Raw genomic sequence first — 13,367 nt, forward strand, 5'->3', positions numbered from 1 at the left:
ACCGATCCGGCCGGTGCCGCCGTGTGGGGTCTGGTCCGGGCTGCCCAGACCGAGAACCCCGACCGGATCGTGCTCGTCGACCTCGACCCTGCCGGCTCCGGCCTCGACGTCACCGGCGTCGAAATGGAACCGGTCCTCGCTGCTGTGCTCGCTACCGGCGAGTCCCAGGTCGCTGTGCGGGGCACGGTGTTGTCCGCGCCACGTCTGGTCCGTGACACGACCGGTGCTGCCGTCCCCGACATCTCTGATGTCCCCGCCGTCTTCGACTCTGAGGGGACGGTTCTGGTTACGGGTGGTACGGGTTCGCTGGGTGCGTTGTTGGCCCGGCACCTGGTGGCTGAGCACGGTGTGCGGCATCTGGTTCTGGTCAGCCGGCGTGGTCCGGAGGCCGAGGGGGCGCGGGAGCTGGCCGCCGAACTCGGCGAGTTGGGTGCCGAATCGGTGGCTGTGACGGCGTGTGATGTCGCTGACCGGGATGCGGTGGCCGCGCTTCTGGGTTCTGTGTCGGCGCAGCATCCGCTGACCGGTGTTGTCCACACCGCTGGTGTGTTGGACGACGGTGTGATCGGCGCGCTGACGCCGGAACGGTTGGCGTATGTGTTCGGGCCGAAGGTGACGGCCGTTGGCCATCTGGACGAGCTGACGCGGGACATGGATCTGTCGGTGTTCGCGGTGTTCTCTTCCGCGTCGGGTTTGATCGGTGCGGCGGGGCAGGGCAATTACGCGGCGGCCAATGCCTATCTCGACGCGGTGGCTCACCGGCGGCGGGCGGCGGGCCTGCCTGGGGTGTCGATGGCCTGGGGGCTGTGGGAGCAGAGCACCGGATTGACCGCTCACCTGGGTGAGGTCGATCAGGCTCGTATGAGCCGTGGCGGCATCCTGCCTATCGCGGCCGCCGAGGGAATGGGGCTGTTCGACGCGGCCCTGCGGGTTTCCGCGGCTCTGGTGGTGCCGATCAAGCTGGATCTGCGGAGGCTGCGTGCTGATGCTGTGGCCGGCGGGGGTCTGCCAGGGCTTCTGGGTGGTCTGGTGCAGGGCGGACGGCGGCGGGCACGGGCGGGAGACAGGCAGGCAGGGGCGGGGGACAGTGGTGGTGGCCTTGCTGCCCGGCTTGCAGGGCTCACATCACAGGAGCAGGAAGCGTTGCTGCTCGATTTTGTCCGTGGTCATGTGGCGATGGTCCTCGGTCATGCCGGGATCGCGAAGGTCGGAGCGGAGACGGCGTTCAAGGACTCCGGGTTCGATTCGCTCACCTCGGTCGAGTTGCGTAACCGCCTTCGTGGGGCCACCGGCCTCAAGCTTGCCGCCACCATCGTCTTCGACTACCCCAACCCGCTCGCCCTCGCCCGCTATCTCCACCGCGAAGTGGTCCCCGACGGCGTCACGGCCGGCCCGGACGTGGACGAGGCACGGCTGCGGCGCGGGCTCGCATCGCTCCCACTCGCCCGGCTCCGGGCGGCTGGACTGTTGGACGCCCTGGTCAGGCTGGTTGAACTCAATGACCACGAACCGCCGATCGGCATGGTGGACGACGCCGATGATGAGACCGCGATCGCCGACTTGAACGTCGACGGTCTTGTGCAGCTGGCGCTCGGCGACAAGTGACTCCGCGGCACCTGATGGTTGGGGATTTCAAGTGAGTGCTCCTTATGAAAAGGTCGTCGAGGCGCTCCGAGCGTCGCTCGAAGAGGTCGGCTCGCTGAAGAAGCAGAACCGTCAGCTCTTGGAGGCCTCCAGGGAGCCGGTTGCCGTTGTGGGTATGGCGTGTCGTCTGCCCGGTGGTGTGGCGGGTCCGGAGGATTTGTGGCGGCTGGTCAGCGAGGGCCGGGACGGTGTGTCCGGTTTCCCGTCCGATCGTGGCTGGGATGTGGAGGGCTTGTTCGACTCCGACCCGGGCCAGGCCGGCACCCCCGACGTGCCCCGGGGCGGGTTCCTGTATGACGCGGCGGAGTTCGACGCGGGTTTCTTCGGGATCTCGCCGCGTGAGGCGCTGGCGATGGATCCGCAGCAGCGGTTGTTGCTGGAGACCTCGTGGGAGGCGTTGGAACAGGCCGGGATCGACCCGGGGACGCTGAAGGGCCAAGAGGTCGCGGTGTTCTCCGGCGTCATGGGCACCGACTACTTCGCGGGTGGCAACGTGCACTCCGAGCTGGGGGGTATCGGCACGGGGGCGGCGTCGAGTGTGGCCTCAGGCCGGGTGTCGTATGTGTTCGGTTTTGAGGGTCCGGCGGTGACGGTGGACACGGCGTGTTCGTCCTCGCTGGTCGCGATCCATCTGGCGGCGCAGGCGTTGCGGCGGGGGGAGTGCTCGCTGGCGCTGGCGGGTGGGGCCAAGGTGATGGCGACGCCGGGGGCGTTCGAGGCGTTCTCGCGCCACGGCGGACTGTCCTCGGATGGCCGGTGCAAGTCGTATGCGGACGCCGCGGACGGCACCGGCTGGGCCGAGGGCGTCGGGGTGGTGGTCCTGGAGCGGTTGTCGGAGGCCCGGCGGCGCGGGCATCGGGTGCTCGCGGTGATCCGTGGCAGCGCGGTGAATCAGGATGGTGCCTCGAACGGGTTGACTGCGCCGAATGGTCCGTCGCAGCAGCGGGTGATCCGTAAGGCGCTTGCCGATGCGGGTCTTTCGACGGCGGATGTGGATGTGGTGGAGGGGCACGGGACGGGGACGGTTCTGGGTGATCCGATCGAGGCGCAGGCGCTGATCGCCACCTACGGGCAGGACCGGCCCGAGGACCGGCCGCTGTGGCTCGGGTCGTTGAAGTCGAACATCGGTCATACCCAGGCCGCGGCGGGGGTGGCTGGTGTGATCAAGATGGTGCAGGCGCTGCGGCACGGGGTCATGCCTCCCACGCTGCATGTCGATGCCCCGTCGGCGAAGGTGGACTGGACCGCGGGCGCGGTGGAGCTGCTGGCCGAGTCCCGGGAGTGGCCCGACACCGGCCGGCCCCGCCGTGCTGGTGTGTCGTCCTTCGGTGTCAGTGGGACCAACGCGCACCTGATCCTGGAGCAGGCACCGCAAGAGCAGCCCGCAGGGCCGGAGCCTGTCGGGCCTGGGCTGGCGGGGACCGATGTGGGTGTGGTTCCGCTGGTGGTGTCGGCGAGGAGTGCCGGGTCCCTGGCGGGCCAGGCCGAGCGGTTGACGTCCTTTGTGGAGTCGAGTGAGGTGTCACTGCCTCACGTGGCGGGTGCGTTGGTCGCTCAGCGGGCGATGTTGTCCGAGCGTGCGGTGATCGTGGCCGACTCCGGGGAGGAGGCGTTGGCGGGGCTTGGTGCGCTGGCGCGGGGTGAGTCTCATCCCGGTGTGGTCACTGGCAGCGTGTCGGCTCTGGGCAGGGCCGGAAAGGTCGTGTTCGTCTTTCCGGGGCAGGGTTCGCAGTGGGCCGGCATGGGTCGAGACCTCCTGGACTCCTCACCGGTGTTCGCGGAGCGGATCGCTGAGTGTGCGGCGGCGTTGGAGCCTTGGGTGGACTGGTCGCTGGTGGATGTGCTGCGGGGGGATGCTCCGGCCGATCTCCTGGAGCGCGTGGATGTGCTGCAGCCGGCGAGTTTCGCTGTGATGATCGGCCTTGCCGGCGTCTGGTCGTCGGTCGGTGTGGTGCCGGATGCGGTGGTGGGTCATTCGCAGGGTGAGATCGCGGCTGCGTGTGTGGCGGGTGCGTTGTCACTGGAGGATGCTGCCCGGATTGTGGCGGTACGCAGTCAGGTCATCGCGGGCGATTTGGCGGGCCGGGGTGGTATGGCGTCGGTGGCGCTGTCCGAGACTGAAGTGGCGGAGCGTATCGAGCGGTGGGCCGATCGAGTCGAGGTGGCGGCGGTCAACAGTCCGTCCTCGGTGGTGATCGCTGGTGATGCCGAGGCTCTCGACGAAGCCCTCGACGTTCTTGTTGCGGATGGCGTCCGCGTGCGCCGAGTGGCTGTGGACTACGCCTCCCACACACGGCATGTCGAGGCGATCGAGGAGATCCTGGGCGAGGCGTTCTCCGACATCCGTGCCCAAGCCCCGCTGATTCCCTTCTACTCGACTGTGACGGGGGAGTGGGTAAAGGAGGCGGGTGTTCTGGGCGGCGGCTACTGGTATCGGAACCTGCGTAGCCAGGTCCGTTTCGGTCCCGCCATCGCCGACCTCCTGGCCGGCGGCCACACCGTCTTCGTGGAGTCCAGCGCTCACCCCGTCCTGGTCCAGCCGGTCAGCGAGATCGTCGACCAGACCGACACAGAGGCCGTGGTGGCCGGTTCGCTACGCCGTGAGGATGGCGGCCTGGGCCGGTTGCTGGTCTCGATGGCCGAACTGTTCGTCCAGGGTGTGGTCGTGGACTGGGCGGCAATGCTGCCGGTTGCCGGTGCTTCACACATTGAGCTCCCGACGTATGCCTTCGATCACGAGCATTACTGGCTGCGTTCCACTCCTGCTGTCGATGCCGTCGCGCTCGGTCAGGCGGGTGCTGATCATCCGCTGATCGGGGCGATCGTCGGCCGGCCGGACTCCGGTGGTTTCATGACGACCTCGCGGTGGTCGGTGGATGCGCACCCCTGGCTGGGTGATCACACCGTCGGTGACGTCGTCGTCGTGCCGAGCGCGGCGTTGGTCGAGCTGGCCATCCGGTTCGGTGACGAGGTGGGCAGTCCGGTGGTCGAGGGGTTGACCGTGGACCGGCCCGTTTTGTTGCCGCTGCGCGGTGGCAGAGCCGTGCAGATGACCGTCGGGGAGGCCGATGAGCAGGGGCGGCGGCCGGTCGAGGTGTACTCCCGCCCGGACAACGCCGGCCTGGACGCGGTGTGGACACGCCACGCGCACGGCACGTTGGTGCCCGGCCCGGTGACCCCGTCCACTTCCGGCGCCCCGTGGCCTACCGGCAGCCCCGCAGCCGATGTGGCCCTCGACAAGGCGGTCGGCGATGCCGACCGCTACGGCCTGCATCCGGCGCTGCTCGACGCAGCGGTGCGAACGGCGTTTCCTGATGAGGACGTGATCGCGACCCGGTGGAGCGGGGTGGCCTTGCTGGCTTCTGGTGCCGCGGCGGTGCGGGTACGCGCAGCCCGTGACACCACTGGCGAGACCCGCCTTGAGGTCAGCGATGCCACCGGCGCGCCCGTGTTGTGCGCTGATGTCGTTGTCGCCGAGCCGTTTTCGCCCGAACAGGCAGAGACCGAGGACGCGTCGGCCCCTGGGGCCCTGTTCCAGGTCGACTGGGTTGAGCTTCCCCTTTCCCCGGGTGAGATGACTGAGGACGCCGGCACTACGGCGGTCGTCGTCGATGCCGAAGATGTTGCTGGCCTCGCGGCGGACGGTCCAGCGGTACCGGGCCTGCTGGTGTATGAGGCCGGGCATGCGCCCGCCGACCCGCGCGAGGTTGTCGCCGCCGCGCTGGCCGTTGTCCAGGCATGGCTGGCGGCACCGGCCCTGGCGCACACCCGCCTCGTCGTGATCGTCCCGGACGCCGAGGACGATGTCACCGTAGCCGCCGTGTCGGGCCTGCTGCGTTCGGCACAGTCGGAGCACCCGGACCGTATCGTCCTTGTCGAGAGCGACCATGCCGAGCACTGCGGCAGTGCGGCGACGTCCAAGCACACGACGGCCGTGAACGCCGTGCAGCTCGCGGTGGCCACAGGCGAGCCCCGAGTCCGTGTGCGCGGTGGCGTGGCCTTCGTCCCTCGGCTGAAGCGCGCCCCGCTTGCCGAAGGTCCCCGGCGCGAGCTCAACCCCGACGGCACCGTTGTTGTCACGGGCGGCACGGGGACGCTCGGCAGTCTCGTCGCCCGGCACTTGGCGACCGAACACGGCGTACGGCACTTGCTGCTGGCCAGCCGGAGCGGACCGGATGCCGAAGGGGCGGCGGCGCTGTTCGAGGAACTGACCGCCCTCGGCACGACCGTCACCATCGCCGCGTGCGACACCGCCGACCGGGACGCTGTCGCGGCGCTCCTGGCCGCCGTACCGGATGCGCACCCGCTCACCGCCGTCGTTCACACCGCCGGAGTCCTCGACGACGGCGTGCTCACGGCTCTGACCCCGGAGCGTTTCGACACCGTGCTGCGGCCGAAACTTGACGCCGCACTGCACCTGCACGAACTGACCCGGGACATCGATCTTGCGGCGTTCGTCCTCTTCTCCTCCGCCGCTGGAGTCCTCGGCAACCCCGGCCAGGGCAACTACGCCGCCGCCAATGCCTGCCTGGACGCCCTCGCCCTCCACCGCCACCGCTCCGGCCTGCCCGGCATCTCCCTCGCATGGGGGGTGTGGGACCAGACCGGCACTAGCGGGAACCGGGGCATGGCCATTCAGCGGAGGATGGCCCCGCAGGGCCTGGTGGCACACTCCAGCCAGGAGGGTCTGGAGCTGTTCGACGCGGCGCTGCAGTCGGACGACGCGGTGCTCTTGGCGGCCAAGCCGGACTACGCCGCGCTGCGCGCCCAAGCCGCGTCCGAACCCGTACCCGTACTGCTGCGGAGCCTCGTGCGTGCCGGCCGTCGCACCGCTCGGCACGTGGCCCCCCGTTGGGGCGGCCTCGCTGAACGGCTGGCCGCCACGCTCCCGGTCCAGCGAGAGCAGATGCTGCTGGATCTGATCCGGCGCGAGGTCGCTGCGGTCCTGGGCCATTCAACACCCGGCAAGGTCGACCCCGACCGGGCTTTCCGGGAGGTCGGCTTCGACTCGATGTTGGCCGTTGAACTCCGCAACCGACTCAACGGACTCGTAGGGATCCGCCTCCCTGCCACGATCATCTTCGACCATCCCACACCCCGGAGCCTGATGCGCCGTCTGCTCGCGGAACTGTGCCCTGAGGCCGTTGGCGAGTTGGCGGGTCGGGAGGACGAGATCCGGAGGGTCCTGGTCACCACGCCTCTGTCCCGGTTCCAGGAACTCGGGCTCATGGAGAAGCTCCTGCAACTGGTGGCGAGCCCCGGTGGTGAAAGTGCCACAGCGCCGGACACCGCCGAACCGAAGCAGGACGGCAAGCTGCTGATCGAGGAGATGGGCGTTGACGACCTGGTGGAGCGCGCAATGAGGAAAGCCCGGAAGCAGTAGCGGACGCACGACCGGAACGAATGGAGACAGCGAATGACCAGCTCAGAGGCAAAGCTTGTCGAAGCGCTGCGGGCTTCACTGATCGAGAACGAGCAGCTGGAGAACGAGAACAAGAAGATCCGCGACAGCTTCACTGAACCGATCGCCATCGTGGGCATGGCGTGCCGGTTCCCCGGTGGGGTGTCGTCACCTGAAGAGTTGTGGGAGTTGATCGCCGATGGTCGTTCCGCAGTCGGCGCATTCCCCACCGACCGGGGCTGGGATCTTGAGAACCTGTACGACCCGGACCTCGATCGGGCCGGCACGACTTATGTACGGGAAGGCGGGTTCCTGCACGACGTAGGCGAGTTCGACGCCGGTTTCTTCGGCATCTCACAAAGCGAGACGCTGGTCATGGACCCGCAGCAGCGTCTGATGCTGGAGACGTCGTGGGAGGCGATCGAACGGGCGGGCATAGACCCGGCTACTCTGCGTGGCAAGAACGTCGGCGTGTTCGCCGGCGTGGGCGGGCACGATTACGCCACCGGTTTCCACAGCGTCCCCGACGAGCTCGAGGGCTACTTGATGACCGGCGGCTTGGCGAGCGTCCTGTCGGGACGGGTTTCCTACACTCTCGGGTTCGAGGGGCCCGCAGTCACGGTCGACACGGCCTGCTCGTCGTCCCTGGTAGCCCTGCACATGGCAGTGCAGTCCCTGCGTTCGGGCGAGTCGTCGTTGGCGCTGGCCGGGGGCTCCAGCGTGATGTGCACTCCCGCCGGCTTGGTGTTGGCCTCGCGTATGCGGACTCTTGCGAAGGACGGCCGGTGCAAGGCGTTTGCGGCATCCGCAGATGGAACGAACTCTGCCGAGGGCGTGGGCGTCCTGCTGTTGGAGCGGGTTTCCGATGCCATCCGTGACGGACATGAGATTCTCGGCGTCGTACGGGCCACTGCGGTGAACCAGGATGGCGCGTCCAACGGACTCACCGCGCCGAACGGGCCCTCGCAGCAGCGGGTGATCCGCCAGGCACTCGCTACCGCTGGTTTGTCGCCCGCCGATGTCGACATCGTCGAGGCGCACGGCACCGGAACCCCCCTGGGCGACCCGATCGAGGCACAGGCCCTACTCGCCACCTATGGTCAGGGCCGTGAGCCCGGACTGCCGCTGTGGCTCGGTTCAGTGAAGTCGAACCTTGGACACGCGGGCCATGCGGCAGGCGTCGCTGGTGTGATCAAGATGGTGATGGCCATGCGGCATGGTGTGCTGCCGCGGACTTTGCACGTGGACGAGCCCACGCCTCAGGTCGACTGGTCTGCTGGAGCGGTTGAGTTGCTGACCGAGGCGCACGAGTGGCCCGAGATCGGCCGTCCTCGTCGTGCGGGGGTCTCCGGCTTCGGCGTCAGCGGCACCAACGCGCACGTCATCCTGGAGCAGGCGCCCGAGCAGACGTCCGTGAACCCGTCCGACGAGAAGGCGCGCGTGCTGGGCGACTCGGTTGTGCCACTGGTCCTCTCGGCCCGTGGCGAGGCGGGTCTCGCCGGTCAGGCCCGGCGCCTTGGTTCGTTCCTGAGGCAATGTCAAGAGCTGGACCCGCTTGACGTCGGCCGGTCGCTGGTGCAGAGCCGGGGTCTTCTCCCCGACCGTGCGATCGTGCTCGCCGAGGACCGGGAAGAGGCGCTGACTGCATTGGACGCTGTGGCCAACGGCGAGTCAGCGACCGGTGTCGTCAGGGGAACGGCCGAGAGCGTAGTGGGCCGGACTGTCTTCGTGTTCCCGGGCCAGGGCGCACAGTGGGCGGGCATGGGAAGGGAACTGCTTGAGGCGTCGCCCGTGTTCGCAACCAGCATGGCCGAGTGCGCCGAGGCGCTTGACCCGCTGACCGGCTGGTCGTTGCTCGATGTGGTGCGGCAGGTAGAGGGCGCCCGGTCCCTTGAAGACATCGACGTCGTGCAGCCGGTGTCGTGGGCACTGATGCTGTCGCTTGCCGCGCTGTGGGAAGCGTGCGGGGTCGTCCCGGATGCGGTCGTGGGTCATTCCCAGGGCGAGATCGCCGCTGCCTGCTTCGCCGGTGCGCTGTCCCTTCCGGACGCCGCCCGCCTCGTGGTCTACCGGGCCAAGGCTATCCGCGCCGAGTTGTCGGGACGCGGAGGCATGGCGTCCCTCGTTGCCGGCGTCAAGGCCGCCTCCGTGCTGATCGAGGAGTTGCCGGGCCTGGAGATCGCCGCAGTCAACGGACCCTCCTCAGTGGTCGTGACCGGTGAACTGCCCGCCCTGGAAGAGCTGCTCGCCCGGTGCGAGACCGAGGGCATCCACGCCCGCAGGATCCACAGGGCCAACGCCGCCGGACACTCCTCACAGATGGATGTGCTGCGCGACTCTTTCCTTGAGGCACTTACGGGGATCTCCGGCGGGCCTTCGCGCGTGCCGCTGTACTCCACGGTGACCGGGCGACTCCAGGACACCACGGAACTGGACGCCGAGTACTGGTATCGCAACCTGCGTCAGACCGTGCAGTTCGACCCGGCCATTCGGTCCCTGGCCGGTGATGGACATGGAGTGTTCATCGAGGTCAGCTCCCACCCTGTGCTGGCGTCGAGCGTCCAGGACGTCCTGGAGGAGCTCCAGGCACCCGCTGTCGTCACCGGGTCGCTGCACCGCGACGAGGGCGGCCCGCGCAGGTTCCTCGCCTCGCTGGCCCACCTGCACACCCACGGCGTTCAGGTCTCCTGGGGGGCCGTCCTCGGCCGCGGTACGGAGCGGCCCGTAGATCTGCCCACGTACGCCTTTCAGCGCCAGCGCTACTGGTTGGATCCGGCAGACTCCGGTGGGGACGCACCAGGCCTCGGTCTCGAGGCGGCGGACCATCCCCTGCTCGGCGCGGTCACCGAAATCCCCGGCTCGGACGGCGTGTTGTTCACTTCCCGGCTGTCGCTGCGCACGCACCCCTGGCTCGCCGACCACGCGGCCGCCGGAGTCGTCCTCGTGCCCGGAGCAGCCTTCGTGGAACTCGCGGTCCGCGCCGGCGACGAGATCGGGTGCGGCCTGGTCGGCGAACTGGTTATCGAGCGCCCCCTACTGCTGCCCGAGAGCGGCGGTGTCCAGGTACGTGTGTGGGTGGGTGAGCCTGACGAATCTCGCCACCGCACCGTCCAGATTCACTCCCGCTGGGAGGAATCCGGTCCACGTGGGAGCTGGACCCGTCATGCCTCCGGGCGCCTGGTGCCGGAGGAGGGTGGGGCCGATTTCGACCTCACCCAGTGGCCGCCGCCCGGCGCCACCGCCGTCGACCCGGACGTACTCGCCCACGCCTACGACGGCATGGCAGAGGCGGGATACGGCTACGGTCCGGCCTTTCGGGGCCTGCGCGGGGCGTGGACGCGCGGCGAGGAGGTGTTCGCCGAGGTCTCACTGCCCGAGGCAGCAGGCAAGGGCGATGACTACGGGCTGCACCCGGCCCTCCTGGACGCGGCCATGCACGCCTGTGCCTTCCGCACCGATATGGCCGGCGAGAGCCCGAAGCTGGCTCTGCCATTTGTCTGGCGCGACGTCAGACTGCACGCCGTCGGAACCTCCACACTGCGGGTCCACCTCACACCGCTCGCCCGCGACACGATCCGCTTGCGCCTGGCCGACGCCTTCGGCGCACCTGTGGCTGCCGTCGACTCGATGGTCCTGCGACCGGTGGTCCCGGAACTGCTGCGTGTCGGCTCAGGTGCGTCCAAGGAGCAGATGTTCCGTGTGGCCTGGGAGCCCATCTCCGTCAGGAGCGTGCATGACGAGCTGAACGTCGTACCCGTGACAACCGCCGAGGACGTTCGTGCCGTGGCCGGAACGCCCCCCGGCATGTTCCTCCTCGATGTGGCCGGGAACGGACGTACGGACCACGCCGCCGTCCGGGACCTCACCGGGCGAGTGCTGGAGGTCGTCCAGGCGTGGCTCGCAGAACCCGCCTTCCAGGACACTCCTCTCGTCGCTCTCACACAGGTGGGTGCGGTCGTCCAGGACGGGGACCCGGCTCCCGATCTGGCCGTTGCAACGGCTGCCGGCTTGCTGCGTTCGGCACAGTCCGAGAACCCGGGCCGCGTCCTCCTGGTCGACACGGACGGCACGGAGGCGTCAGCCCGGCGCCTTCCCGATGTACTCGCGTCCGGGCAGCCTCAGGCGGCACTTCGCAGAGGCGCGGTGGCGGTGCCGAGGCTCGTCAAGGCCGCCCCCGCCGATGCCCATGGCCGTCCACTGAACCCCGAGGGCACGGTCTTGATCACCGGCGGTACGGGTAGGCTGGGTCGCCTGGCGGCCAGGCACCTGGTTTCCCAGCATAAGATCAGAAACCTCATCCTGGTCAGCCGGAGGGGACCGGACGCACCGGGCGCGGCCGAGTTGGAAGCCGAACTCGAGGGGCTCGGGGCGCTCGTCCGAGTCGTAGCGTGCGATGTGTCCGATCGAGACTCCATGGTCGCGCTTCTGGCCTCGGTTCCCAAGGACACCCCCCTTACCGGCGTGATCCACGCAGCCGGAGCGCTGGATGACGGTGTGGTGACGTCCCTGACGCCCGAACAGCTCGACGCGGTGCTCCGTCCGAAGGCCGATGCGGCGCACATTCTGGATGAACTCACGCGCGATCTCGACCTCGCGGCCTTCGTCCTGTACTCCTCTCTTTCGGGGATCTTCGGTTCAGCGGGTCAGGGCAACTACGCCGCCGCGAACTCCTACCTCGACGCGCTAGCTGTACGCCGTCATGCTTCCGGATTGCCGGCGATCTCACTGGTGTGGGGATGGTGGGGGCAGGGATCGGACGCGCTGGACAAACTCGCTGAGGTCGAGCTGAAGCGTTTCGACCGCTGGAACAGCACCGAACTCACGGCGCAAGAGGGCATGGAGCTGTTCGACCTCGCGCTGCTTGACCGTGACGCTGTTCAGGTCCTGACGAAGATGGAACTCGAGGCGATATGGGACCAGGCCGACTCCGCGTCCGTCCCCCCACTGCTGCGCGGCCTCATCCGCGTCAGTCGGCGGCCCGCCCGTGATGGGGCGACCGGGGCCGACACGCTGGCGGATCGGCTGGCCGAGGCGTCCCCGGACCAGCGAGGCAAGATCTTGGTCGACCTGGTCCAGCGCGAGGTCGCCACGATCCTCGGCTACGTGTCCGCGGACGACATCGGACCGGACCTTTCCTTCTTCGACATCGGTTTCGACTCTCTGACCGCCATCGAACTCAGGAACCGGCTGTCGGCGCTCACCGGCGTCCGCATCCCGGCCACCTTCGCCTTCGAGTACCCCACCGCGGAACTGGCCGCCGAGGAGCTGCTGGAACGCCTCGAATCCCACGTGGGCTCGCCGGATACTCCACGCATGGTGCGCGGAGATCAATGACCGACTCGTCTCCCTGCCGGAATCCGACAATGCGACGCAGCACGGCCGGCGCACCGGTCACCGACCTACCCCCTCCGCCACTCGCCGACGACGAACACCCAAGGAGACAAAGCATGTTCGACAAGGACAAGTACCTGGAGTACCTCGGCTTCTCGGGAACGCCCGACGCAAGCCTGGCGACCCTGCGGAAGATCCACCGCGAGCACCAGATGCGGATCCCTTACGACAGTGGTTACGCCCTGGACCTGAACAGCAGTGGTGACGCCCTCGGCCTGGCCCAGGCGTCTTTCGACCTTGACCCGGCCTTCGAGACGATCGTGCTCAGCGGCCGGGGCGGCATCTGCGTCGAATTGAACTTCATGTTCCATCGGCTCCTCGTCGAGTTGGGCTTCGACGTGCAGGTGCTGGCCGCAGCCACCCTCCTGCCGGGGGGAGTGTGGGGCCCTGACATCGAGCACATGGTCATGCGCGTCACCATCGACGGTGAGGACTGGCTCGCCGACGCCGGACACGCGGGCATCTCCATCGTGGAGCCGCTGCCGTTCTCCGGAGAGACCGTGGTCCAGGACGGCATCGAGTTCCGGTTGACCCGTCGGGAGAAGCACTACTTCCTCGAGTACAAGACCCGCGCCAAAGACTGGCGCGACAGTTACCGCTTCCTGCCGGAGACGCGTACCACCGCGGACTGGGCCCGCTGGCGCGACGCCCTGCCGCTGGAGGAGATGGTGGCGCACCCGCGGCGCCGCCGACGGGTCATCGACAACGGGCAGGTCACGCTCACCGCGAACCTCTTCCTGTCCGTTGAGGACGGCGAGGAGCGGCTTCGTCTCATCCGGGACGAGAACGAACTCGAAAAGATCGTCAGCACCTACTGGAGCTGAGCAGACGAACCACCACGACCGCTTGCGGAAAGGCCGGAGATGCTCGCGAAAGCTTCAGCCGACCCCGCCGTGCACAGCCGGACCTCTGGTCAGCAGCGGCCTCGGTC

Annotated in this window: 3 protein-coding genes and 1 pseudogene; all 4 read left to right on the top strand. The window is 68.5% G+C overall.

Annotated elements, in window-relative coordinates; translation table 11 throughout:
• Positions 1-1,605: type I polyketide synthase (locus tag ACIGYR_RS13585; RefSeq protein ID WP_399598696.1), on the top strand; the 1,605-nt coding region annotated here is incomplete at its 5' end.
• Positions 1,606-1,636: 31 nt separating this feature from the next.
• Positions 1,637-7,027 carry a type I polyketide synthase gene (locus tag ACIGYR_RS13590; RefSeq protein ID WP_399598699.1) on the top strand — a complete coding sequence of 1,797 codons (5,391 nt, stop codon included), beginning with the start codon at positions 1,637-1,639 and terminating at the stop codon, positions 7,025-7,027.
• A 33-nt stretch (positions 7,028-7,060) separates the two neighbouring features.
• Positions 7,061-12,379 (top strand): annotated as a pseudogene (locus ACIGYR_RS13595) (type I polyketide synthase); the annotation flags it as partial.
• A gap of 113 nt (positions 12,380-12,492) precedes the next feature.
• Entirely contained in the window at positions 12,493-13,260 is a 768-nt protein-coding gene (locus tag ACIGYR_RS13600; RefSeq protein ID WP_399598702.1) for an arylamine N-acetyltransferase, read from the top strand.
• The last annotated feature ends 107 nt before the right edge of the window (positions 13,261-13,367 follow it).

The sequence above is a fragment of the Streptomyces sp. NPDC053076 genome (assembly GCF_044546845.1).
Taxonomy (GTDB): Bacteria; Actinomycetota; Actinomycetes; order Streptomycetales; family Streptomycetaceae; genus Streptomyces.

Excerpts from the sequence above, each read along its gene's own strand:
- ACIGYR_RS13600 (WP_399598702.1), top strand. The coding sequence starts at position 12,493 with ATGTTCGACAAGGACAAGTACCTGGAGTACCTCGGCTTCTCGGGAACG.